General features: G+C 72.7%; 19 protein-coding genes. 13 read left to right on the plus strand and 6 right to left on the minus strand.

From position 1 onward, the window contains the following. Window positions 1-93: 93 nt before the first annotated feature. The 3 genes from MCBG_RS09025 (at window position 94) to MCBG_RS09035 (ending at window position 3,444) form a co-directional block, all read left to right on the plus strand. Window positions 94-1,278, plus strand: a complete 1,185-nt coding sequence (locus MCBG_RS09025) for a zinc-dependent alcohol dehydrogenase (protein WP_043325082.1) — start codon at window positions 94-96, stop codon at window positions 1,276-1,278. Continuing rightward, window positions 1,275-2,216, plus strand: coding sequence for an SDR family NAD(P)-dependent oxidoreductase (locus tag MCBG_RS09030; RefSeq protein ID WP_043325083.1), 942 nt, complete (start codon window positions 1,275-1,277; stop codon window positions 2,214-2,216). The genes MCBG_RS09025 and MCBG_RS09030 overlap by 4 nt, the downstream gene beginning before the upstream one ends. A gap of 82 nt (window positions 2,217-2,298) precedes the next feature. Next, complete coding sequence (locus tag MCBG_RS09035) at window positions 2,299-3,444, plus strand: MBL fold metallo-hydrolase (RefSeq protein WP_043325084.1); 1,146 nt, start codon at window positions 2,299-2,301, stop codon at window positions 3,442-3,444. Between the two features lie 34 nt (window positions 3,445-3,478). On the opposite strand, the gene MCBG_RS09040 is transcribed toward MCBG_RS09035, so the two are convergent. After that, window positions 3,479-4,990: a deoxyguanosinetriphosphate triphosphohydrolase family protein gene (locus MCBG_RS09040; RefSeq protein ID WP_043330360.1), complete on the minus strand. Its 1,512-nt coding sequence runs from the start codon at window positions 4,988-4,990 to the stop codon at window positions 3,479-3,481. Between the two features lie 62 nt (window positions 4,991-5,052). On the opposite strand from MCBG_RS09040, the gene MCBG_RS09045 reads away from it, so the two are divergent. Together MCBG_RS09045 and MCBG_RS09050 are read left to right on the plus strand one after the other, a co-directional pair. Further along, on the plus strand, window positions 5,053-7,518 hold the full coding sequence (locus MCBG_RS09045; RefSeq protein WP_084789467.1) for a Tex family protein: 2,466 nt from the start codon (window positions 5,053-5,055) through the stop codon (window positions 7,516-7,518). Window positions 7,519-7,948: 430 nt separating this feature from the next. Continuing rightward, on the plus strand, window positions 7,949-8,383 hold the full coding sequence (locus MCBG_RS09050) for a hypothetical protein (RefSeq protein WP_043325086.1): 435 nt from the start codon (window positions 7,949-7,951) through the stop codon (window positions 8,381-8,383). On the opposite strand, the gene MCBG_RS09055 is transcribed toward MCBG_RS09050, so the two are convergent. Then, window positions 8,346-9,356, minus strand: a complete 1,011-nt coding sequence (locus tag MCBG_RS09055; protein WP_043325087.1) for a DUF389 domain-containing protein — start codon at window positions 9,354-9,356, stop codon at window positions 8,346-8,348. The two genes, MCBG_RS09050 and MCBG_RS09055, sit on opposite strands and share 38 nt — an antisense overlap. A 116-nt stretch (window positions 9,357-9,472) precedes the next feature. Between MCBG_RS09055 and MCBG_RS09060 the strand changes: the two genes are divergently transcribed. From MCBG_RS09060 to MCBG_RS09075, 4 genes are all read left to right on the plus strand, one after another. Further along, window positions 9,473-10,909, plus strand: a complete 1,437-nt coding sequence (locus MCBG_RS09060) for a D-glucuronyl C5-epimerase family protein (RefSeq protein ID WP_181373701.1) — start codon at window positions 9,473-9,475, stop codon at window positions 10,907-10,909. A gap of 142 nt (window positions 10,910-11,051) precedes the next feature. Further along, entirely contained in the window at window positions 11,052-11,753 is a 702-nt protein-coding gene (locus MCBG_RS09065) for a sugar transferase (RefSeq protein WP_051611081.1), read from the plus strand. Continuing rightward, the gene (locus MCBG_RS09070) at window positions 11,750-12,889 is read left to right on the plus strand and encodes a DegT/DnrJ/EryC1/StrS family aminotransferase (RefSeq protein ID WP_043325088.1); all 1,140 of its coding nucleotides are present in this window, start codon (window positions 11,750-11,752) and stop codon (window positions 12,887-12,889) included. Before MCBG_RS09065 ends, MCBG_RS09070 begins: the two co-directional genes overlap by 4 nt. Window positions 12,890-12,893: 4 nt before the next feature. After that, the gene (locus tag MCBG_RS09075; RefSeq protein WP_043325089.1) at window positions 12,894-13,532 is read left to right on the plus strand and encodes an acetyltransferase; all 639 of its coding nucleotides are present in this window, start codon (window positions 12,894-12,896) and stop codon (window positions 13,530-13,532) included. Between the two features lie 49 nt (window positions 13,533-13,581). On the opposite strand, the gene wecB is transcribed toward MCBG_RS09075, so the two are convergent. Next, entirely contained in the window at window positions 13,582-14,706 is a 1,125-nt protein-coding gene (gene wecB / locus MCBG_RS09080; protein ID WP_043325090.1) for a non-hydrolyzing UDP-N-acetylglucosamine 2-epimerase, read from the minus strand. Window positions 14,707-14,917: 211 nt separating this feature from the next. On the opposite strand from wecB, the gene MCBG_RS09085 reads away from it, so the two are divergent. Genes MCBG_RS09085 through MCBG_RS09095 form a run of 3 tightly spaced genes read left to right on the plus strand, consistent with a single transcriptional unit; the run spans window position 14,918 to window position 18,170 of the window. Then, window positions 14,918-15,967, plus strand: a complete 1,050-nt coding sequence (locus MCBG_RS09085) for a polysaccharide biosynthesis protein (RefSeq protein ID WP_043325091.1) — start codon at window positions 14,918-14,920, stop codon at window positions 15,965-15,967. Next, the gene (locus MCBG_RS09090; protein WP_051611083.1) at window positions 15,964-17,268 is read left to right on the plus strand and encodes a glycosyltransferase family 4 protein; all 1,305 of its coding nucleotides are present in this window, start codon (window positions 15,964-15,966) and stop codon (window positions 17,266-17,268) included. Before MCBG_RS09085 ends, MCBG_RS09090 begins: the two co-directional genes overlap by 4 nt. Then, window positions 17,265-18,170 carry a dTDP-4-dehydrorhamnose reductase family protein gene (locus MCBG_RS09095; protein WP_051611085.1) on the plus strand — a complete coding sequence of 302 codons (906 nt, stop codon included), beginning with the start codon at window positions 17,265-17,267 and terminating at the stop codon, window positions 18,168-18,170. Before MCBG_RS09090 ends, MCBG_RS09095 begins: the two co-directional genes overlap by 4 nt. Before the next feature lie 40 nt (window positions 18,171-18,210). Here MCBG_RS09095 and MCBG_RS09100 read toward each other — a convergent pair whose 3' ends face one another. From MCBG_RS09100 to MCBG_RS09110, 3 genes are all read right to left on the minus strand, one after another. Further along, complete coding sequence (locus MCBG_RS09100; protein ID WP_051611087.1) at window positions 18,211-19,512, minus strand: glycosyltransferase; 1,302 nt, start codon at window positions 19,510-19,512, stop codon at window positions 18,211-18,213. Between the two features lie 95 nt (window positions 19,513-19,607). Beyond that, the gene (locus tag MCBG_RS09105; RefSeq protein WP_043325092.1) at window positions 19,608-20,972 is read right to left on the minus strand and encodes a lipopolysaccharide biosynthesis protein; all 1,365 of its coding nucleotides are present in this window, start codon (window positions 20,970-20,972) and stop codon (window positions 19,608-19,610) included. Window positions 20,973-20,975: 3 nt separating this feature from the next. Then, complete coding sequence (locus tag MCBG_RS09110; RefSeq protein ID WP_043325093.1) at window positions 20,976-22,385, minus strand: O-antigen polymerase; 1,410 nt, start codon at window positions 22,383-22,385, stop codon at window positions 20,976-20,978. A 197-nt stretch (window positions 22,386-22,582) separates the two neighbouring features. Here MCBG_RS09110 and MCBG_RS09115 point away from each other — a divergent pair, with 197 nt between their 5' ends. Then, a complete protein-coding gene (locus MCBG_RS09115; RefSeq protein WP_043325094.1) occupies window positions 22,583-23,512 on the plus strand; it encodes an NAD(+)/NADH kinase in 930 nt (309 codons plus the stop codon).

Genomic DNA, 23,512 nt, shown 5'->3' on the forward strand with positions numbered 1-23,512 from the left:
GGCGGTCGCGCTCGTACGGGGGCCGCCGCCGATTCAAGCCGCCTCTCGCGGGTAGCAGTCCGATGGACGGCACCGGAGAGGGGACATACAGGCATGAAGGCACTGACCTGGCACGGCAAGCGGGACGTTCGCGTCGAGGACGTCCCGGACCCCCGGATCGAGGAGCCGACCGACGCGATCGTCCGGATCACCTCGACCGCCATCTGCGGTTCCGACCTGCACCTGTACGAGGTGCTCGGGCCGTACCTGAAGCCCGGCGACGTCCTCGGGCACGAGCCGATGGGCATCGTCGAGGAGGTCGGGCCCGGGGTGACCCGGCTCAAGAAGGGCGACCGGGTGGTCGTCCCGTTCAACATCTCCTGCGGCTCGTGCTGGATGTGCGAGCGGCAGCTCTACGCCCAGTGCGAGACCACGCAGGTCAAGAGCCAGGGCAAGGGCGCGTCCCTGTTCGGCTACACCTCGCTGTACGGCTCGATCCCCGGCGGCCAGGCCGAGTACCTGCGCGTGCCGCAGGCCCAGTTCGGCCCGATCACGATCCCGGACACCGGCCCGGACGAGCGCTGGCTCTACCTCTCCGACATCCTGCCCACCGCCTGGCAGGCGGTGAAGTACGCGGACGTCCCGCCCGGCGGCACGCTCGCCGTGTTCGGGCTCGGCCCGGTCGGGCAGTTCAGCGCCCGGATCGGCCGCCACCTCGGCGCGGGCCGGGTGATCGGGCTGGACCTGGTCCCCGAGCGGCTGGAGATGGCCCGCCGGCACGGCATCGAGGTGCTCGACGTCAGCCAGCTCGACGACGTGCCCGGCACGCTCATCGACCTGGTCGACGGGCGCGGCCCGGACGCGGTGATCGACGCGGTCGGCATGGAGGCGCACGGCGCGCCGCTGGGCAAGATGGCCCAGACCGCCGCCGGACTGCTCCCGGACAAGCTGGCCCAGGCGATGACCGACAAGGCCGGCGTGGACCGGCTCGTGGTGCTGCACGCCGCGCTCAAGGCGGTACGGCGCGGCGGCACCGTGTCGATCTCCGGCGTGTACGGCGGCGAGCAGGACCCGATGCCGCTGATGGAGATGTTCGACAGGGGCATCCAGCTGCGCATGGGCCAGTGCCACGTACGCCGCTGGGTCGACGAGATCATCCCGCTGCTGGAGCGCGACGACGACCCGCTGGGCGTCGAGGACCTGCGGACCCACCGGCTGCCGCTGACCGACGCGCCGCGGGCGTACGAGATGTTCCAGAAGAAGGAGGACGGCTGCGTCAAGGTCGTGCTCGCGCCGTGACCCGGACGGTGGTCGTCACCGGCGCGACCAGCGGGATCGGCCGGGCGACCGCCCTGGAGCTGGCGGGCCGCGGAGACCGGCTGGTCCTCGCGGCCCGCTCCCCCGCCACGCTCGACGAGGTGCGCGACGAGTGCCGGGCCGCGGGCGCGCGGGCGATCGCCGTACCGATGGACGTGACCGAGCCCGGCGCGGTGGCCGCGCTCGCCGACGCGGCGCAGGCCGAGTACGGCCGCGTCGACGCCTGGGTGCACACCGCCGCGGTGATGTCCTACGGCCGCTTCGACGAGACGCCGGCCGAGGTGTTCGAGCAGGTGGTCCGCACCGACCTGCTGGCCGCCGCGGCGGTGGCCCGGGAGGCGCTGCTCCGGTTCCGGGCCGGCGGCGGCACGCTCGTGCTCACCGGCTCGGTGCTCGGGCACATCACCGCTCCCTACATGAGCGGCTACGTGGCCGCCAAGTGGGGCCTGCAAGGGCTGGCCCGCACGCTCCAGCAGGAGGCACGGGAGACGCCGGGCGTCGCGATCTGCCTGGTCAACCCGGGCAGCGTGGACACGCCCGTCTACCGGCAGGCGGCCAACTACCTGGGCCGGGTCGGCCGTCCGCCGCCGCCGATCGCCTCGCCCGAGCGGGTGGCGCGGGCCATCGCGCACTGCCTCGACCGGCCGCGCCGCGAGGTGTCGGTGGGGCGGCTCAACGTGGTCATGCGCTTCGGCTTCACCGCCCTGCCCGGGGTGTACGACGCGCTGGTCGGACCGCTGATGCGCCGGGCCGGGCTGACCCGGCAGCCGATCGCCGCCCACCGGGGCATCGTGTTCACGCCGAACCCGGCCGGTGAGGCGGTCCGCGGCGGGTGGCTGCCGGAGGTGTCCCAGGTGGTCCGGGCCGTGGGCGGACGCGCGGCGACTGTGGCGTCCGCGGTACGCCGCCGGCTGCCCTGACCGTGGCGTGGGTGGACGGCGTGCGGGCGGACCGGGACGACTGTGGTTACCGTGTACGGCGGGACACGGCGGAGGGACGAATATGCGGGAAGCAACGGGGCAGGAACCGGACCGGACGCGCGGCGGGCGGGTGTGGAAGCTCGCCGGGCTGGCCGCCGTCGCCGGGCTGGCCTGGGCGGCGCGGGACGTACCGGCGCAGCTCGGCGGACGGCTCACCGGCGCCCGGGCGGAACGGGCGGCCCGGTCACCGCGCTTCCGCGACGGCACCTTCCACAACCCGGCCGGCGCCAGCGCCACGATGGTCGCCGACCCGGGCCGCAACCTGCTCCGGGAGCTGGTCTTCGGCAAGCAGAAGCGGCGGCCGGGCAGCCCGGTGCCGCTGCTGCGCCCCGGCGCCGCGCCGGCCGCCGACCCGGCCCGCGAGCTGAACGTCGTCTGGTACGGCCACGCCTCCACGCTCGTCGAGATCGAGGGGCAGCGGGTGCTGCTCGACCCGGTGTGGAGCGACAGGTGCTCCCCGTCCGGGCTGGTCGGCCCGCGGCGCATCCACGAGCCGCCGGTCCGCCTCACCGACCTGCCCCCGCTCGACGCGGTGCTGATCTCACACGACCACTACGATCACCTCGACATGGAGACCGTCCGCACGCTGGCCGATCTCCAGTCCGCACCGTTCGTGGTGCCGCTCGGCGTCGGCGCCCACCTGGCCCGCTGGGGCGTACCCGAGCACCGCATCGTCGAGCTGGACTGGTCGGAGAGCCACCGGGCCGGCGGGCTGACGCTCACCGCCACCGCCGCGCAGCACTTCTCCGGGCGCGGACTGCGCCGCGACGGCACGCTGTGGAGCTCCTGGACGATCACCGGTACGCACCGGAAGGTCTTCTACACCGGCGACTCCGGCTACTTCGACGGATACGCCGCGATCGGCGCCGAGCACGGCCCGTTCGACGTGACGCTGATGCAGATCGGCGCGTACGACAGGGCGTGGCCGCACATCCACATGTTCCCGGAGGAGGCGGTCGCCGCCCACCTCGACGTACGCGGCGGACTGCTGGTGCCGGTGCACTGGGGCACGTTCAACCTGGCCCTGCACGACTGGTCCGAGCCGGTGGACCGGCTCTGGGCCGAGGCGAAGGCGCGCGACGTGCGGCTCGCAGTGCCGCGCCCGGGCGAGCGGGTGGTGGTCGACGAGCCGCCGGCGGTGGACGGCTGGTGGCAGTCGGTCGCCTGACCCGGCGCTGCCGCACCTCGCGCTCTGACCCCGCTCAGAGCACGAAGGCGTCGGTCCAGAGCGCGCCGGAACGGCCCGACAGCGCGTCCAGCATGGCCACCGCCTGACCGTCGGTGAGCTGCGCGACGAAGTCGACGATCGCCCGGCCCCGGGCCCGGCCGATCCGGTCCGGGGTACGCGGGTGCAGCTCCGCCTCGGCCAGCTCCACCAGGTCGTGCAGCCGTCGCGGCAGCCGGGACTCCTCGTCCGGGTCCAGCAGCCACTCCCAGAGCGCCTCCACCAGCGTGCCCAGCAGCCGGGCCTGGCCGCGCTGGTGCAGCGCCAGGTCCGGGCGGGCCAGCACGAACCGGTGGTGCACGAACTTGAGCACCTGCACCTCGTGCCACTGCGCCTTGGCCAGCAGCACGTACCCGGAGCGGACGTGCGGGTCCGGGGTCACCGTGATGGCGTCCACGAAGCGGGTGGACCAGCGGGCGGAGAACCGGGCGACGTACTGCTCCGCCTCGATCGAGCCGTCGAACGGCAGCGCCAGCAGCCCCTCCACCAGCTCCTCGCGGACGTGTTCGACTGCGGCGGCGAACGCCTCGTCGTCCGCGATCCAGCCGTCCTTGCGGTGCAGTTGCCGGCGCAGCCGCTCGATCGCCGCGCCAGGGCGCCGGCCCGCCGCCTCCAGCGCGGACGCGGTGATCGACCGCAGGTGCCCGCACTCGCGCTGCCAGGCCATCAGCTCGGCCGCCACCGCGCCCTGCTGGAGCACCCCGACACGGTAGAAGTCCTCCACGTCGTGGATCGCGTACGCGATGTCGTCGGCGGTGTCCATCACCGACGCCTCGGGCGTCTGCTGCCAGTCCGGGATGCGGCCGGCGAACGGCTCCCGCGCCTGACGCAGGTCGTCCAGCTCGGTGCGATAAGCGCCGAACTTCACCGACCCGCTCTCCGGGTCCTCCGGCGGGGCCGCCGCGCCGCGGGGCGCCGGGTCGAGGTGCCGGGGGTGCGGGTCGGGATGGTCCAGGCGGGTCCACGGGTACTTCAGCATGGCGGCCCGGACCGCCGCGGTCAGGTCCAGCCCGGTGGTCGCCGCGCCGCGGATCTCGGTGCTGGTGACGATCCGGTACGACTGGGCGTTGCCCTCGAAGCCGTCGGCCAGCCCGAGCCGCTGCCGGGCCAGCCGGTCCAGCACCCGCTCCCCCAGGTGCCCGAACGGCGGGTGGCCGAGGTCGTGCGCGAGCGCGGCGGCCTCCACCACCTCCGGGTCGCAGCCGCCGAGCTTGTCCAGCAGGTCCCGGTACGCCGGGTCGGCCATGAGCCGCTCGGCGATCGCCCGCGCCACCTGGGCGACCTTGAGGCTGTGGGTGAGCCGGTTGTGCACCAGAAGCCCCGACCCGCCGGGACTGATCACCTGGGTGACGCCGTTCAGCCGGGCGAAGAACGGCGAGCCGACGATCCGGTCCCGGTCGGCCCGGAACGGGCCGGCCGCCAGGTCGCCGAGCGCCCGGGCGCTGCCCCCGAAGAGCCGCCGGGCCCGCGGATCCGCAGGTGCCTCCATGATCGCCACGCTAGCGCAGCGGGCGGCGGGCCGGGCACAGCCGGTCGGAGGCGAACGGCACAATGCAGGGCGGAAACCACCCGAGAAGGCGGATGAAAATCGTGACCCAGTCAGTGCACCAGCGGATCGCCGAGGAACTCGGCGTCGCCGAACGTCAGGTGCGGGCAGCAGTCGAGCTGCTCGACGGCGGCGCCACAGTGCCGTTCATCGCCCGCTACCGCAAGGAGGCCACCGGCCTGCTCGACGACGCGCAGCTGCGCACACTGGAGGAGCGCCTGCGCTACCTGCGCGAGCTGGACGAGCGGCGCGCGGCGGTGCTGGAGTCGATCCGCAGCCAGGGCAAGCTCGACGAGGCGCTGGAGGCGCAGATCCTCGCCGCCGACTCGAAGTCGCGCCTGGAGGACATCTACCTGCCCTACAAGCCGAAGCGGCGCACCCGCGCGCAGATCGCCCGCGAGGCCGGGCTGGAGCCGCTCGCGGACACGCTGCTCGCCGACCCGGCGCAGGACCCGAAGGCGGTCGCCGCCGGGTTCGCCGACCCGGACAAGGGCGTCGCGGACGCCGCCGCCGCGCTGGACGGCGCGCGGGCCATCCTGATCGAGCGCTTCGCCGAGGACGCCGACCTGATCGGCACGCTGCGCGAGCAGATGTGGTCGCGGGGCCGGCTGGTCTCCCGGGTACGCGAGGGTCAGGAAACCGCCGGGGCGAAGTTCGCCGACTACTTCGACTTCGCCGAGCCGTACCCGAAGCTGCCCTCGCACCGCATCCTCGCCATGTTCCGGGGCGAGAAGGAGGGCGTGCTGGAGCTGACCATGGATCCGGAGGCCGACGGGGACGCCGACGCGAACCCGGGCCCCAGCCGGTACGAGGCCGCCGTGGCGGGACGCTTCGGCGTCAGCGACCAGGGACGGCCCGCCGACAAGTGGCTGGCCGACACGGTGCGCTGGGCCTGGCGTACCCGGATCCTCATCCACCTCGGCGCGGACCTGCGGATGCGGCTGTGGCAGGCGGCCGAGGAGGAGGCCGTTCGGGTCTTCGCCACCAACCTGCGTGACCTGCTGCTGGCGGCGCCGGCCGGCGCGCGGCCCACCATGGGTCTGGACCCGGGCCTGCGCACCGGCGTGAAGGTGGCGGTGGTCGACGCCACCGGCAAGGTGGTCGCCACCGACACGATCTACCCGCACGAGCCGCGCCGGCAGTGGGACGCCTCGCTGCACACGCTCGCCACGCTCGCCGCCGCGCACGGCGTCGAGCTGGTCGCGATCGGCAACGGCACCGCCAGCCGGGAGACCGACAAGCTCGCCGCCGACCTGATCAAGCAGCACCCCGAGCTGAAGCTGACGAAGGTGGTGGTCTCCGAGGCGGGCGCGTCGGTCTACTCCGCCTCGGCGTACGCCTCGCAGGAGCTGCCCGGCCTGGACGTCTCGCTGCGCGGCGCGGTGTCGATCGCCCGCCGCCTCCAGGACCCGCTGGCCGAGCTGGTGAAGATCGACCCGCGGTCGATCGGCGTCGGGCAGTACCAGCACGACCTGTCCGAGGTGAAGCTGTCCCGCTCGCTCGACGCGGTCGTCGAGGACTGCGTCAACGCGGTCGGCGTGGACGTCAACACCGCCTCCGCGCCGCTGCTCACCCGGGTGTCCGGCATCGGCGCCGGGCTGGCCGAGAACATCGTGCTGCACCGCGACGCCAACGGGCCGTTCCGCACCCGGGCGGAGCTGAAGAAGGTGCCCCGGCTCGGGCCGAAGGCGTTCGAGCAGTGCGCGGGCTTCCTGCGCATCCCCGGCGGCGACGACCCGCTGGACTCCTCCAGCGTGCACCCCGAGGCGTACCCGGTGGTGCGCCGCATCCTCTCCTCCACCGGGCAGGACCTGCGCGCGCTGATCGGCAAGTCGGCCATCCTGCGCGGCCTGCGCGCGACCGACTTCGTCGACGACACGTTCGGCCTGCCCACCGTCACCGACATCCTCGCCGAGCTGGAGAAGCCGGGTCGTGACCCGCGTCCGGAGTTCCGTACTGCGACGTTCGTCGAGGGCGTGGAGAAGATCAGCGACCTGACGCCCGGCATGGTGCTGGAGGGCGTGGTGACGAACGTGGCCGCGTTCGGCGCGTTCGTCGATGTGGGCGTGCACCAGGACGGGCTGGTGCACGTCTCGGCCATGTCGCACACCTTCGTCAAGGATCCGCGCGACGTGGTGAAGTCCGGCGACGTGGTGAAGGTCCGGGTGCTCGACGTGGACGTGCCGCGCAAGCGGATCTCGCTGACGCTGCGGCTGGACGACGAGGCGCCAGCCGGCGGCGGGCGCCCGGCGGGCGGCGACGGCCGGGGCGGCTCCGGTCCGCGGCCGGGCGGCCAGGGCCGGGGCGGCCAGGGCGGCGGCCAGGGTCGCGGCGGGCAGGGCGGCGGCCAACGCGGTGGCGGGCAGGGCGGCGGGTCGCGCGGTGGCCAGCAGCAGCGGCCCGGGCGCGGTGGCGGCGCCCCGCTCAACGACGCCATGGCGGAGGCGCTGCGACGGGCCGGGCTGGCCTGACACGTCCCGCTGCCGGGCCGAGGTCACGAACGCCTCAGCCCGGCAGCCCCCCGGGGAACAGCGACGCGCCGGCCCGTGTCGCGGTCACGCGCCCCGGCAGGGCGACGGCCGCGGGGACGGGCCGAGGCACCGGCATGGAACCCTTGATCAACACGATCTCGCCGAGGTGGTGGCATCAGAGGCTCCGCGACACCACCACTTCGGCGAGCTGGAGTTGATCACACCGGGCAGCGCGCCGGGAAAGGGACGGGTCACGCCTGCCGGAGCCGCGAACACCACTCACCAGGCGCGTTGTTGACCAAGGAGTTTGTGGCCTGTTCAGGGCGTTCGACTGACACAAACCCCTTGATCACCGCAGCCTCGGCGGTGCGCGCGCCGGGCCCGACGGCCTGTGCGCCGGGCGGGGCCGGTTCCGCGTACTCTCGCGGTCGTGGGCGGTGAGGACGACGAGCGGTGGCGGGAGCGGCGACGCCACGCGGTGCGGGCGCACGCGGAGGCCGCCGCCCGCGAACGCGAGGCCGAGCAGGCGGAGGCCGCTGAGCTGGTGGCCCGGTTCGCCGCCGAGGCGCTGCGGCGCGGGCTGCGCGCCGGCCGGCTGACCGCGACCGGGCACGACGGGCGCGGTCGCTACCGCACGCGGATCACCGGCTGGTACGTGGACCGGGCGCACAGCCGCGCGGTGGACACCGACGGGCGTTTCTACCTGCTCACCGTGCCGCCGGGCCTGCGGGCGCGGCTGCTCGGGGCGGACCCGCCGCCCAGTCCGCCGCCGCTCGTGGTCGGCCGGGGCGGCCGGGACGGCGAGTCGGTGCCGCTGGCGACCCTGCTCAGCCGTCGTCTCGACGCGGGCGACGACTGGCGCTGACCGGGGCCGGACGCCGGTCTGCCCGCTGCCGGGGCACCGCGTGCGCGGCCCGCCGGGCGACGTGCCGCCACCAGCACAGCTGGACCACGAGCGTGAGCAGCCCGGCGAGCACGATCGCGGCCAGGTTGATCACCAGTTGGAGGGCGGAGCCGGCGGCCTCGTGCCACACCCCGTACGCGGACGCGACGGCCACGTTCGCCGCCGCCGGCACGGTGGTCACCGAGATCAGCACACCCACCAGCGAACCGGACTTCTTCGAGGTCAGCGACAGCATGCCGGCCACGCCGGCGAGCAGGCCCACCACCCAGGACAACGCGTCCGGACGCCAGATGAAGTCGGTCATCGGCCGTTCCGCCAGCAGCATGTCCCGGTCGACCAGGCCGGCCGCGGTGAGCGCCCAGGTGCTCAGCGCGGTGGCCGCCATGGCGACGAGGAAACCGACCGTCAGCGCCTTGACCGAGTGACCGACCACGCGCGGCTGACGCCGCAGCAACGCCACGCAGAGCGCGGCGAGCGGACCGAACTCGGGGCCGACCACCATCGCGCCGACGATCAGGATGGGCTGGTCCAGCAGCACGCCGATCCCGGCGATCATGGTGGCCACCACGATCAGGGCGAGGAACGTGCCGGTGAGCACCGTCTGCTCGCCGGTCTTCGCGGCGATCTCGTCCCACACCACGGCGTCCTCCCCGTGGCCGGGGGCTTCCTCGGCGGCCCGGTCGGCCGCCTCGGACAGGGTCAGCTCGACGTCGTCGGCGGCGATCCCGCCGCGTACGTCCACGTCGAGGTCCTGCAGGCGGCGCAGGACGTGGTCCGCGCTCTCCCGGACCACGTCGCAGAGGATCAGGTCGCCGGCGGGCCGGCGGGCGGCCCCGGTGAGAACTACCAGGTGGGTCACGCCGGGCTCGGCGCCGAGCAGGTCCACGACGGCCGACGAGCGGTCGCCCGGCGCGATGATTCGCAGGTGCAGCACCGGCGCACTCTACTGCGGGGCGACAACGCGCAGAAGCATGTCGGAAAGCCGATATTTTCCACGGCTCTGGCGAATCTCGTCCCTACCGTCACCTTATGGGCACCCAGTTCTCCCACATGAGAAAGACTTTGCTGGCACTGGCGCTGACCATGGGCGCCGTGGCCTCGACAGCCGGTCCGGCGGAAGCGGCCGGCGTCCCGGCGGTCCGCGGCGCGGCGGACGTGAGCGGCTATGCGCGCGACGGGTTCCGGCCACAGTTCATCCCGGACGCCGGCCTGCCGTACAACGACAGCGCGCTGGCGCCGCGGGTGGATCCGAACCCGCACGACGAGCACGGTGTCCGCCTGTTCCAGTACAACGGACAGACGTACGACCATCCCGTCGCCCAGGCGCAGTGGGGACTGAGCAACCTGCGCACCTATCTCGCCAACCGCGACCGGCTCTTCCTCGACCGGGCGGTGGCGCAGGCTCAGCGGAACATCGACCGCAGGGTCGAGTCGCGCGCGGCCTGGTGGTACCCCTACGAGTTCGACTTCCCCCGGTGCGCCCAGATGCCGGTGATCCACGCGCCGTGGTTCAGCGCGATGGCGCAGGGACAGCTGCTCAGCCTCTTCACCCGCCTGGCGGCGGTCACCGGGGAGCAGAAGTGGCGTCAGGCCGCGGACCGGACCTTCGCCAGCCTCCTGCTTCCGCCGCAGACCGGGCTGCCCTGGGCCAGCTGGGTGGACGACGCCGGGCACCTGTGGTTCGAGGAGTACCCGCTGACGCCGGGAGTGACCGGCGAACGCGTGCTGAACGGCCACATCTTCGCGCTCTACGGCGTGTACGACTACTGGCGGCACACCTCGGACCAGCGGGCCGCCGCCCTGTTCGACGGCGCCGCCACCACGCTGCGCCGGCACGTGCCGACCACGTTTCGCGCGCCGCAGTGGGCCAGCCGCTACTCGATCGGCTGTCCCTCCTCGTACGCGGGCTACCACCCTGTGCACATCGGACAGCTGCTGAAGACGTACGAGATGACCCGCGCTCCGGTCTTCGCCGCCATGGCCGACCTGTTCCGCGAGGACTACCCGGCGCCGGCCGTGTCCGGCACCGTCATCTTCTCCGGTGGGGCGCACGTCGGCTACCGGTTCTCCTCCGCAGGCGCGGTGCTGGAGCAGAAATCCCTGACTCTGTCCCGGCAGTCCCAGGCGAACGCCGACCAACGCGTCCGCATCCTCGGGCGCGGCATCTACTACCGGATCACGAACGGGGCCTTGGCCGGGTTCCTCATTCCTGAGACGCCAGGCGAGCGATATCTGCTCGGCGCGGTCGTGCGGCACACCTACACGCCGCAGCGGACCCTGTCGTTCGGTCCCGGCACCTACACCGCGCACATGTACGGGCCGGGCTGGCAGGTCACCGAGAGCAAGACGTTCACCTTCCCCCGCAGCTCGGCCGCGCCGTTCGGCGCGACCGCCTGGGTGAACGGGACGATGAGCTACCAGATCACGGCCGGGGTGTACGCCGGGTATTGGCTGCCGGCCGCCGACGGGTTGACGCCCGCCACCTGACCAGGCGAAGTGTCGATCTCCCGCACCCGTGTCCTCGCGCGGTCCCGCACGGTTGATCCGAGAGATCGGTACCACCTGTTCCCGATCGCGGCTTCCTGCCGCGCCCGGACGGGTGGTCGGGTACCTGTGCGGAGGTGGGGGCATGTCGCTTCCCGATGTGCGTCACGGATCGCTCTCGACCGGCCGGTCCGACCGGTCGAAGCGGTTCCTCGACGTGCTCGCGGCCGTCGTTCTGCTCGCGGTGACGGCACCGGTGCTGGCGACCGTCGCCGTTCTGGTGGCCGTCCGGCTGGGCCGCCCGGTGCTGTTCCGCCAGCGGCGCGCCGGGCGCCACGGCGCGCTATTCGAGGTGGTCAAGTTCCGGACCATGCGGGAGCCGGACCACCGGCGTGGCCTGGTCTCCGACGCCGACCGGCTGACGCCGTTCGGTCGCCGGCTCCGCGCCACCAGCCTCGACGAGTTGCCCACGCTCTGGAACGTGCTCCGCGGCGACATGAGCCTCGTCGGCCCGCGCCCCCTGCTGCCGGAGTACCTGGGCCGCTACACCCCCGCCCAGGCGCGCCGGCACGAGGTGCGACCCGGCGTCACCGGCCTGGCCCAGGTCAGCGGCCGCAACGAGCTGAGCTGGGAGGACAAGTTCGCCCTCGACGTGGAGTACGTCGACAACCGCTCACTGCGGTTGGACCTCGCGATCCTCGCCGCCACCGTCCGCACCGTGCTGCGGCGGGAGGGCATCTCGGCAGCCGGCTCGGCCACCGCGCCGGAGTTCCTCGGAACCGTGCCGGACGGAGCGGCGGCGGGAGACACCGCGCGTACCACGGTGCGGCCGGGCAGGCTGTCATGAGCGGCCTGGTCCACCTGTCCGCGCCGGACGTCGGTCCGCTGGAGGAGTCCTACCTGATCGCCGCGCTGCGTTCCGGCTGGGTGGCGCCCATCGGCCCCGACCTCGAGGAGTTCGAGCGGGAGATCGCGTCGCGGGTCGGCACGCGGGGCGCGGTGGCGGTCAGTTCCGGCACCGCCGCGCTGCACCTGGGCCTGCTCGGCGTCGGCGTGAGCGCCGGAGACGCGGTGGTCGTACCCACGCTGACATTCGTCGCCACCGCGAACGCGGTCCGGTACACCGGCGCACGGCCGGTCTTCGTCGACTGCGACCCGGGCACCGGGAACATCGACGTGTTGCTGCTGGCCGAGGCGCTGGACCGGCTACGCGGCCGGGGCGAACGGGTGGGCGCTGTCGTTCCGGTGGACATGTTCGGCAGTTGCGCCGACTACACCCGGCTGCTTCCGATCTGCGCCGAGGCGGGCGTACCGGTGGTGGAGGACGCCGCGGAGGCACTCGGGGCGACGCACCGCGGCCGGCCCGCCGGCTCGTTCGGGCGGGTCGGCGCGCTCTCCTTCAACGGCAACAAGATCATGACCACCTCCGGCGGTGGCATGCTCGTCTCCGACGACCTGTCCCTTTTGGCCCGCGCCCGGCATCTCGCGACGCAGGCACGCGAGCAGACGCCCCACTACGAGCACCGCGAGACCGGGTACAACTACCGGCTCAGCAACCTGCTCGCCGCCCTCGGCCGCGCGCAACTCGTACGGCTCGACGGCATGATCGGCCGGCGCCGGCGTCTGCGGAACCGCTACGCCGAGCTGTTCGCGTCCGTTCCGGGCGTCGAACTCGTCGGTGCGGCCGACGACACCTCGAACTGCTGGCTGACAGTGATCCGGGTACGCCCCGACCGCGCCGGATGGCAGGCGGCCGAGCTGGCTGAACAGCTGCGGAAGCGGGACATCGAGACGCGGCCGGTCTGGAAGCCGATGCACCAGCAGCCGGCCTTCGCCGGGGCGGAGAGCGTCCTCAGTGGCGCCGCCGACGACCTGTTCGTCCAGGGGCTGACCCTGCCGAGCGGCAGCGCGCTCACCGAGCCGCAGATCAGCACGGTGCTGGCCGCGATCGGCGAGTTCCTGTCCGCCCGGATCGGGACGTAGCCGCATGACGCCCCTGCTGATCGTGGGGTGCGGTGGCCACGGGCGGGAGCTGCTGACCATCGCCCGGGCGGTGGTGGCGGCCGGCGGACCGGACTGGCAGCTGATCGGCTTCGTCGACGACCACCCCTCGGAGGAGAACCTCAAGCGGGTGCAGCGCCTGGACGTGCCGTACCTCGGCGGTGTCGCGTGGCTGCGCGAGGCACCGCCGCAGACTCATCACGTCATCGGCATCGGTGACCCGAGGATCCGCCGGGCGGTGGCGGCGAGGATCGACGCCTATGACCTTCCGGCCGCCAGCCTCGTGCACCCGGACGCCACCATCGGCCCGGACAACCGGTACGGCCCGGGGTTCGTCGCCTTCGCGGGCGCACGTGTCACCACGAACGTCACCATCGGCCGGCACGTCCACCTCAACCAGAACGTCACCGTCGGGCACGACAGCACCCTCGGCGACTTCGTGTCAGTCAACCCGCTCGCCGCCGTCTCCGGTGACTGCCACCTGTCCGAGGGCACGCTCGTCGGCACCAACGCCGCGGTGCTCCAGGGCCTGCGGGTCGGCCGGGACAGCACCGTCGGCGCCGGTGCCTGCGTGGTACGCGATGTCGGCGAGCGGACGGTCGTGAAGGGTGTGCCGGCCCGCTGATCCGGCGCTCCCGCGGCGGGCGGCGCCGGCACCGCCCGCCGTATCGGGGTCAGCGACGGATGCCCGCCCAGTCGTGGTGCCGACGGACCGTGGAGAGAATGAAGTCGACCACCCGGCGTGACGTGTCGGTGACCTGGTAGTCGGCCGGACAGGGCACGCCCTCCGCCTGGTGCTGGCGGACGGTCACCCGGACCGCCTCGGTCACGCCCGCGGGATCAAGCCCGGTCATGATGATGCCTCCGGCGTCGAGGGCCTCCGGACGCTCGATCGACTCCCGGAGCGTGACGGCGGGGAATCCCAGGATCGCCGCCTCCTCGCTGATCGTCCCGCTGTCCGACAGCGTGCAGTACGCGCTGGTCTGCAGGTGGACGTAGTCGGGCAGGCCGAAGGGCTCGTGGAAGACGATGCCGTCGAGCAGGTCCGCCTCCGGCGCCAGCGCCTCCAGCCGGTTGCGCGTGCGGGGATGCGTGGAGACGAGGACCGGGAACCCCCATTCGTCCCGGACCGCGTACAGGCATTCCAGCAGCCGGGCGAGCCGGTCCGGGCGGTCGACGTTCTCCTCGCGGTGCGCGCTGACGAGGAAGTACCGGCCCGCGTTCAGCCCGAGCCGGCTCAGCACCGTGGACGCCGCGATCGCGGGCCGGTAGTGCTCCAGCACCTCCCGCATGGGCGAGCCGGTGTGCAGGATCCGCCGTGGATGCAGGCCCTCGGCCAGGAGGTTACGACGCGCGTGTTCGCTGTAGACCAGGTTGAAGTCGGCGATGTGGTCGACGAGGCGACGGTTGGTCTCCTCCGGCACGTTCAGGTCGAAGCACCGGTTGCCCGCCTCCATGTGGTAGACCGGCACCTTCATCCGCCGCGCCATCAGGGCGCCGATGCTGCTGTTGGTGTCCCCGAGAACGAGCAGGGCGTCCGGGCGCAACTCGGCGATCGCGGACTCCATGCCGATCAGCACGCCACCGAGTACGCGCCCCAGGGACGCGGTGTCTACCTGCAGGAAACGATCGGGCTCGCGGATCCGCAGTTCCTTGAAGAAGACGTCGGAAAGAGTGCTGTCCCAGTTCTGCCCGGTGTGCACGAGCACGTGCTCCACAGTGTCGTCGAGGCGCGCGATCACCCGGGAGAGCCGGATTATCTCCGGCCTGGTCCCCACCACCGTCATCACCCGTGTCATGAACTGCCTTTCGCCCAGCCGGCCCAGCTTCCACCAGCGACCTCTGCTCGTTGGATCAACGAGCAGGCGACGCGCCCGGTGGCGGCCGGACGGGAGCAGCCGACGGATTACGCCGCTTATTGCCGCTATCTCCAGCTTTGGCTCGTTATGAGGAAGTAACGTGCAGTTGCGATGTGAGCTCCCGTCAGGCACGGGGGAGACTGGAGGAGATGTGGCTTCCTCGCTTTCGGGCCGGCGCTTCCTGATCACCGGCGGCACCGGCTCGTTCGGCCAGACCATGGTCGTCCGCCTGCTGAAGGCCGGCGCCGAAGAGGTACGGGTGCTCAGCCGTGACGAGTCCAAGCAGGACGCGATGCGGCACCGGCTCCGGGACGACCGGGTCCGCTACTACGTCGGCGACGTCCGCGACCACGACAGCACGCTGAAGGCCACCCGGGGAGTCGAGTACGTCTTCCACGCGGCGGCTCTCAAGCAGGTGCCCTCCTGCGAGTTCTTCCCGCTCGAAGCGGTCCGGACCAACGTCCTGGGCAGCGCCAACGTCGTGGACGCCTGCGAGCGCAACGGCGTCGAGGCGCTGGTGCTGCTCAGCACCGACAAGGCCGTCTACCCGGTGAACGCGATGGGCATGACCAAGGCGCTGATGGAGAAGGTGGCGCAGGCCCACGCGCGCAACAACCCCGGTGCCCGTACCCGGGTCTGCTGCGTCCGGTACGGCAACGTGATGTACTCCCGCGGCTCGGTGATCCCGCTGTTCGTCGAGCAGATCCGCGGCGGCGTGCCGCTCACCGTGACCGAGCCGACGATGACCCGCTTCCTGATGTCGCTGGAGCAGTCGGTCGAACTCGTCGAACACGCCTTCCACCACGGCCAGCCGGGTGACGTGTTCATCCGCAAGGCGGACGCCTGCACGATCGAGGACCTCGCCGTGGCCCTGTGCAACCTGTTCGGCGTGCCGGCGAAGTTCGACGTGCTGGGCATCCGGCACGGCGAGAAGCTGTACGAGACGCTGGCCAGCCGCGAGGACCTGGCCCGCGCCGAGGACTTCGGTGACTTCCTCCGGGTGCCGGTGGACAGCCGCGACCTGAACTACGGCCTGTACTTCGACGAGGGCGACACGAACCGGGAACACCGCGTCGACTACCACTCCCACAACGCGCGCCGGCTCGACGTCGCGGAAGTGATGGAACTGCTGGTCAGCCTGCCGGAGCTGCGCGCGCAGCTCGACCAGGCCGGCCTGCCGACCGCCGCCGCTCCGGCATGAGCGCCGACCTGGACCGCGGTGGCGTCGACGCCACCCGGATCGCCCTCGTCACGCAGTGGTTCCCGCCGGAGCCGACAGGCATCCCGCTGGGCATCGCGCGGTCGCTCGAAAACCGCGACTTCGCGGTGGACGTGCTGACCGGGGTGCCGAACTACCCGACCGGCGTCGTGCCCGCCGGCTACCGCGCGCACCGGCGGAGCGTGGAGGACCTCGACGGGCTGCGCGTGCTGCGCGCCCCCCTCTACCCGAGCCACGACCGGTCCACCGTCAGGCGGGCCGCCAACTACCTCAGCTGGGCCGCCTCCTCCACTGTCGTCGGTCGCGGGCTGCTGCGCTCGGCGGACGCGAGCCTGGTCTACGGCTCCCCCATCACCGCGGCCACCGCTGCGATGGCCGCCCGGATGCGCTGGCGGACCCCGTACGTCCTCATGGTGATGGACCTCTGGCCGGACTCGGTCTTCGCCACCGGCTTCCTCACCGAGGGCGCGGGCAGACGGCTGGCGGCCGCCGCTCTCGGCGGGCTGACCGACCGCGTCCACCGCTGGGCCGACCACATCACCGTCCCCTCCCCCGGCCTACGGAGGACGCTGATCGAGCGAGGCATCCCGGCGGACAAGGTGTCGGTCGTCTACAACTGGGCCGACGAGAAGGTCATGCAGCCGGCCGAGCCGGACCCGACGTTCCGGGCCCGGCTCGGCCTCGGCCGGGACGACTTCGTCGTCATGTACGCCGGCAACCTCGGCGCCGCGCAGCGCCTCGACGTGGCGGTCACGGCGATGGAGCATCTGCGGGACCTGCCCGACGTACACCTCGTACTCGTGGGTGGCGGAGTGGAACGGGAGTCGCTGCGGGAACGGGTCAAGGCCGGCGGGCTCGCCACGGTGCACTTCGCCGACCAGATCGCGCCGGAGCGGATCGCGGCCGCCATGGCGGCCGCCCAGTTGCAGTTGATCTCGCTCGCCGACGAGCCGCTGTTCCACATCACCCTCCCGGGGAAGGTGCAGGCGATCCTGGCGAGCGGCCAGCCGGCTCTGGTGTGCGCTCCCGGTGACGCCGCCCGAATCGTGACCGGCGCCGAGGCGGGGTTCGCGGCGCCTCCCGGCGATCCCGCCGCGCTGGCGGCGGTGATCCGGCAGGCCCGCTCCACCCCACCAGACCGGCTGCGCGACATGGGCCACGCCGCCCGGCGCCACTATCTGGCCCACATGAGTGAAGAGATCAACGCGCAGGTGCTCGCCGATCTGCTGACCGACGCCGTCCGGCGGCGCGGCGACGGCCGCGGCCGGAGGAGGAAGCCATGACACGCGTACTCGTTCTCGGTGTCACCGGGATGCTGGGGCACACCCTCCTGCGGGAGTTCGACCGGGATCCCGGCATCGCCGTGCACGGCGCCTGCCGGACCGTCGACCTGACCGGCCTGCTGCCGCCCGGGCTCGCCGCCCGGGTGGAGACGGGCGTGGACGCGGACGACGTCGACGGCGTCGACTCGCTGCTCCAGCGCGTACGGCCGGACGTGGTGGTCAACTGCGTGGGAGTCGTCAAACAGCGTCCGGAGGTGCAGGACGCCGTCGGTACGGTACGGCTCAACGCGCTGTTCCCCCATCTGCTGGCCCGCCTGTGCCAGACGGCGGGCGCGCGTCTCGTCCACGTCAGCACGGACTGCGTCTTCTCGGGTGACCGCGGCAACTACGTCGAGACCGACCTGCCCGACCCACCCGACCTGTACGGGCGGTCGAAGCTGCTGGGCGAGGTCGGCGGCCCGCACGCGCTGACGCTCCGGACCTCGATCATCGGTCACGAGCTCGCGTCGAGCCGTTCCCTGGTCGACTGGTTCCTCAGTCAGGTGGGCACGGTGCGTGGCTACACCAAGGCCGTGTACAGCGGCGTGACCACCGTGGAACTCGCCCGCGTCCTGCGCACCGTGGTGCTTCCGCGTACCGATCTCGCGGGGCTCTACCACGTCGCGGCGGCGCCGATCACCAAGTACGACCTGCTTCGGTTGGTGGCGTCCGAATACCGGTGGACGGGCGACATCGTCCCCTACGACGGCTTCGTCTGCGACCGGTCGCTGTCGGCCGAGGCGTTCGCCGCCGCGGCCGGCTACCGGCCGCCCTCCTGGCCGCAAATGGTCGCCGAGTTGCGTGCCGCCCGGTCCCGCTGGCAACTGCCGGCGGGCGTGACGGGGACGGGCGCGACGGCCTGAGCCGTGGGCGCCGCCCGGCGGCGCGGCGCCCACGGTCCGATCAGGTACGAGCCCGACGTGCGCCCGCAACGTCGGAGAGAAGGTCCAGGTAGCGCGCCAACTGGTCGTCCCGGTACAGCCCGTCGAGCGCGGACGGCGGAATCTCGGCGAGGCGTCCGTTCCGGTCCTTCTCGGCCAGCCAGATCCGCAACTGCTCGGCGATGCGCGCCGGGTCGCTGAGGACGACGCCGGCGTCACGGGAGCGCAGGATGTCCGCCACGATTCCGGTCGGGTGCCCGATCATGAGGATGGGACGCCGGGCACGCAGGTAGTCGAAGAACTTCCCCGGCACCGTGCCGGCGTCGCGCGGGTCGTTCCACATCACCAGCACCAGGACGTCGGCCTCCGCCTGCACCCGCCACGACTTCTCCGCCGACACCTCACCCAGGTTGGTCACCGAGTCCGAGACGCCGGCGCGCTCGGTGGCGGCCTGCGCCACCCCGTTGTCCTCACCCGCGAAGACGACATGGACACGCCGGGCCTCGGGGCCGAGGAGCGCCACCGCGTCCAGCAGTGGCGAGGGATCTCGCTTCCCGGGGTTGAGCCGCCCGGTGTGCGTCAGCGTCAGGGGCGGCGATCCGTACGCGTCCACGGTGGTTGGTTGCTCGGCCGGCCCGCCCACCGGGCCTGGTGGGCGCGGGTCGATGCCGTTCATGACCACAGTCGTGCCGATCCCGAACGTCGAGCGCATGATGTAGGCCAGCGGCTCGGAGATCGTGACGCATGCGGCGGCGGACCGGAGCAGGCGCCGTTCCATCCAGTGGTCGAGCTTCCGCCGTATCCGGGTCCGGCCGTACGGCCAGTAGTCGTTGCCGACCGTCCACAGGTCACGGTAGTCCGCCACCCACGGCACCTTCAGGCGGCGGGCGATGGCAGCGGCGACAAGATACGCCGACGCCGGCGGGCCGGTCACCATCACGACGTCGGGTCGCCAGTCCCCCCGGTCGCGCAGGAATGCGCGCACGGCGGGCACGACCCAGTTCACGCAGGCGTCCGGGATCAGCACCTCGCGTCCCAGCGTCCCCAGGACGGTCAGCGCCGGACGGCGGCCCACCCTGGCCTGGGCCTCCGCCCGGCGTACCGAGGACACGACCCGGGTCGAGTCGGGCACCGGCGCCACCCGGAGAACGTCGCTCTCGGGCACGCCGGATGATCCGGCGCTGGGCGGCGTCGCCGTCAGGACGCGGACGTCCCACCCCTGGGCGGCGGCGAAGCGCGCCAGCTCACCGGGCCGGCGGGCGCCGACCGATTCCGACGGCGGGAAGACGTACGCGATGATCAGAACGCGGGGTCGCGGATGCAACTCGGGCTCGCCTCTCAAAGGTCACTGTTTCTCCCCGTGTTCAACGACCTGAGGCGTACGCGGTGATGCCGACCTTTTGTCGTCATGTGGGCGGTTCACACCGGCTCCCGGGCCCGCCTCGGCGTCGTCGCGCCCGCGTCCGGCCGGTCCGCGACGCGCGCGTGCGCCCGTACCGTCGTCAGCGAGAGCAGCCAGCAGGCGGTGTAGGACACGGCGGCGGCGATCCCGAACGCCCAGACGGCGGCGAGAGCCGACCCGCCGAGCAGCCAGGTGCCCGCGACCGCGCCGACGACGACCACGACCCGGCCGGTGTCCCAGGCGAGTTGCAGATTCTGCCGGCCGAACACGACCAGCGTCTGCGACAGCGGGGACGCGACCAACTGCGCGGCCACGCCGACGGCCAGAGCCTGCGCGTAGGCGCCACTGCTCGCCCACTGGGCGCCGAACACCAACCGGAAGATCGCGGGCGCCGCCAGGAGCGCGACGACCGCCGCCGGAACCGCGATCATGATCAGTTGCCGGCTCGCCCGGAGGAACATCGCCCGGGCCTGCTGCGGCGCCTCCCGTGCCAGCCGGGCGAGTTCGCCGAGGTAGACCTGGGCGACAGCGGTGCCCGCCAGGGCCACCGGCGCCGCCAGGACCCGCTGGGTGAGCCCGAGCCATCCGGCCACGGTGCCGCCGTACCAGAACGCGATGAGCAGGACCGGAAGCTGGTTTCCCAGCACGTTGACCAGCCCGGACGGCGCGAGCACGAGCGGGAACCGGCGGTAGCGCCGCATGGTCCGCCACAGCCGCCGGGGATGGAACCCGGCACGTGTCGCGGGATCACGCAGGCGAGCGCCGGGCGCCAGCATCAGCGCACCGGTCACCTGCCCGGCCGCGAGGCCGAGGGAGAGCCCGCCCGCTCGTACGCCGGCCGCGCCGAAGAGCACCTGCGCGGCGAGCGTGGCGACGGCCTGAAGGAAGTTGCGCCGCCCGATCGCGGCGTAACGGCGGTGGCGGACGGCGAGCTGGTTGAGCACCAGGAGGCAGCCCATCGCGGCCGCCGCCCACGGGACCAGCCAGAGCCAGACGCGCAGGGCGGGCTGATCGTAGGCGTCGGCGATCGGCCGACCGGCCAGCGCCACCGCCAGCGTGCCGAACGTGCCGGTCACCAGGGCGCAGACGAGCCCGAGCGCCACCAGCGCGTCGGCGTCCCGGTCCTCAGCGGGCAGTGGGACGGCCATCTCCAGGCGCAGTGCCGCGACCGCGCCGACGGTTGCGACCAGCGTTGCGATCACGGTGAAGACGCCGAAGTCCGCCGGCGTGTAGAGGCGCGCCAGAACCGGCGCCGCGGCGAGCAGGAGCACCTGCCCGCCGACGGTGCCCGAGGCGATGCTCAGTACGCCGCGACGCGCTCCGGTCAGACGCGACCGGGAGACGCCGGGGCGTCCTGCCCGCCGAGGCTGTTCGGCGCGCACGCGCTATCGTTCCGCCCCGACCGGTGTGCGTCTCTCCGGCCCGGCCACCGGTCGTCCCGGTTGCCACCTGACCGGCTCGTGGCCCGGGGCGACCGGCGCTGCGGACGCGGCCCGCCGCGCCCGCGCCGACAGCGCCGTCTGCTCCGGCTTGATCCGGCCGCCCCAGTACCAGAGCGCCAGGTAGGCGACGAGCCCGGTGTTGAGGAGCGTCTCCGGACCACCGACAGCCCAGGTCCCCAGGACGACGGTCATGCCGGCGTACCCCATCAGTTCCAGGGAGTTGTAGCTGGGCCGGCGCAGTCCGTTGAAGGTGATCTTCTGCAGCAGCAGGGCGAGGGCCGCCGCGCCTACCAGTACGCCGACAGTGCCGAAGTTGTGGTGGATGGATCCCCACAGCGATGGTGGCGACGTGCCGACCGTCGAGCCGTAGAGCGTCGCGAACACCTCGTTGGCCAGGCTGCTGCCCCGGTCGCCGGGCAGGATGCCGGACAGCGAGCGGAGCCATTCGCCGCCGTGGCGGACAGGTAGCTGCGACGTGTAGTTGAAGGCGGCGAGCCCGGAGAGCTGGTTGTCCTCCATGAAACGCCGGTACAGCTCCCGCGCGGCGGCCGTGACCGGATGCCCGTCCCCGTCGCCGCTGCGACCCAGCACCTGCGTCGCGACGAAGACCACCGGTGCGCCGAGCACCGGGACGAGCAGCACCCACCGGGACATCGCGCGCCCGACCGCGAGGAACGAGTAGACGACAAGGGTCAGCAGGAACAGGAAGAACGCTCCGCGCTGGCCGGTGCCGATGAGCGCCAGTGTCGCCAAGCCGAGCGGGAAGAGCGCGAAGACCCGGCCCGCCAGGCCCCGCCGGTTGAAGAACCACACCGCGAGGACCACGGCCAGCGAGGGCAGCAGGACGTTACGGAACTGGTTCGCGTACCCGGGGAAGAAGTAGTTCTCTCCCGCGTACGACTGGAGCCGGAGCGTGCTGACGTTCTCCGTCTGACCGGTGAGCACTCCCCGCAGGCCCACGACGAAGGCGCTGTAGCCCACGGCGGCGAAGTACGCCGCGGTGGCGGCCATCGACAGCGCCGTCACGATCAGCACGCTGGCCGTCGGGCGCACCAGACGGAACGTGTAGGGCGCGCGGTCGCCCACCTTGCGCGGTACCGAACGTCGGCCGGCCCGCAGGCACATGAACGTCACCATGCTCACCAGGAGGTACACCGCCACCGCGCCGAGCACGAGCCGGCCGTAGAAGGTCTCGGTGGTGGAGTCCGGATCAACCAGTTGCACCGTCCCGAGGGCCATCAGCAGCTGCGAGACGACGAAGAGCCCGTCCGGGGTGAGCAGACCGTACGTGCGAACCGCGACGACGTAGTGCAGGACGGCCAGCAGAACCACCGCGACGAGAAGCAACATCATGACTTGCGGAATCCGTTCATTTTCTGGAGTCGTCCCGTGGGAGCGCGCACGCTCCGCTCGCCCCACCACGGCGGCACACAGGCTCAACGACCGCTCCCCCGGCAGGTCACGCCGCGTCGCGACGGCGACGGCGATCCGGTCTCGACCGGGTGCTTGTACGCCCACCACGCCCACCGTCCGTGTGATGAGCTGTACCGGTGGCGGGAGATGTGCTGGGGCTGGTGCTGCACCCCACCCGGGACGTCTCCGAGGTGGTGCGGATCATCGTGGACTGGGCGGCCCGGCACCGGATCACCCTCGCCGTACGCGCCGAGGACCGTACGCGCGTGCCGGCCGCGGTGGAGGCGGTCGCCGCGGACGAGCTGGCCGACCGCTGCGCCGCGCTGATCAGCATCGGCGGCGACGGCACCATGCTGGGCGCGCTGCGGATGGCCGTACGCGACCCGAAGCCGGTGCTCGGCGTCCACCTGGGCCGGGTCGGCTTCCTGGTCGAGGTGGAGCCGCCGGACCTGCCCCGGGCGCTGGAGCGGCTGGTGGAGCACGACTTCACAGTCGAGTCGCACGCCTGCCTGGCCTGCGACGTCTGCGGCGACGACGTGGTGGCGTTCAACGACATCGCCCTGGTCCGGCAGCCCGGCGCCGGGTTCGTCACGGCCACGCTGGCGGTGGACGGCCAGCGGTACGGCTACTACCGCTGCGACGCGTTGGTGGTGAGCACGCCGACCGGCTCGACCGCGTACAGCTACGCCGCCGGCGGCCCGTTGATCTCACCGGCCACGGAGGCGATGGTGGTGACGCCGTCCGCGCCGATGGCCGGGATCTCCCGCTCGGTGCTGCTCTCCGCGCACGAGACGGTGCACCTGGAGCTGCGCGCGGACTCGGCGCCGGTGGCGGTGGAGATGGACGGGCTGCTGATCCGGCAGGCGGCGACCGAGGGCTCGGTGCACATCCGGTACGTCAAGGACGCCGGCCGGGTGGTCCGCCTCGACCCGCGCCGCTACCAGGAGCGCAACCAGCTCAAGTTGAGCCTGCTGGACCTGCCGCTGCTGCCGGACCAGCTGCGCGAGCTGTTGCCGGACGGGTTGCGGGAGCAGCTCAACCGCCGGGAGCTGCCCCCGCCCCGGTGA

It is taken from the genome of Micromonospora sp. M42 (assembly GCF_000568915.1).
GTDB lineage: Bacteria > Actinomycetota > Actinomycetes > Mycobacteriales > Micromonosporaceae > Micromonospora > Micromonospora chalcea.

What these genes read in the sequence shown, in the direction of transcription:
- MCBG_RS09060 (WP_181373701.1), top strand. Translation starts at nt 9,473, where the DNA reads ATGAGAAAGACTTTGCTGGCACTGGCGCTGACCATGGGCGCCGTGGCC.
- MCBG_RS09090 (WP_051611083.1), top strand. Translation starts at nt 15,964, where the DNA reads ATGAGCGCCGACCTGGACCGCGGTGGCGTCGACGCCACCCGGATCGCC.
- MCBG_RS09095 (WP_051611085.1), top strand. Translation starts at nt 17,265, where the DNA reads ATGACACGCGTACTCGTTCTCGGTGTCACCGGGATGCTGGGGCACACC.
- MCBG_RS09065 (WP_051611081.1), top strand. Translation starts at nt 11,052, where the DNA reads ATGTCGCTTCCCGATGTGCGTCACGGATCGCTCTCGACCGGCCGGTCC.
- MCBG_RS09025 (WP_043325082.1), top strand. Translation starts at nt 94, where the DNA reads ATGAAGGCACTGACCTGGCACGGCAAGCGGGACGTTCGCGTCGAGGAC.
- MCBG_RS09045 (WP_084789467.1), top strand. Translation starts at nt 5,053, where the DNA reads ATGCAGGGCGGAAACCACCCGAGAAGGCGGATGAAAATCGTGACCCAG.
- MCBG_RS09110 (WP_043325093.1), bottom strand. Translation starts at nt 22,385, where the DNA reads ATGATGTTGCTTCTCGTCGCGGTGGTTCTGCTGGCCGTCCTGCACTAC.
- wecB (WP_043325090.1), bottom strand. Translation starts at nt 14,706, where the DNA reads ATGACACGGGTGATGACGGTGGTGGGGACCAGGCCGGAGATAATCCGG.
- MCBG_RS09040 (WP_043330360.1), bottom strand. Translation starts at nt 4,990, where the DNA reads ATGGAGGCACCTGCGGATCCGCGGGCCCGGCGGCTCTTCGGGGGCAGC.
- MCBG_RS09075 (WP_043325089.1), top strand. Translation starts at nt 12,894, where the DNA reads ATGACGCCCCTGCTGATCGTGGGGTGCGGTGGCCACGGGCGGGAGCTG.
- MCBG_RS09070 (WP_043325088.1), top strand. Translation starts at nt 11,750, where the DNA reads ATGAGCGGCCTGGTCCACCTGTCCGCGCCGGACGTCGGTCCGCTGGAG.
- MCBG_RS09035 (WP_043325084.1), top strand. Translation starts at nt 2,299, where the DNA reads ATGCGGGAAGCAACGGGGCAGGAACCGGACCGGACGCGCGGCGGGCGG.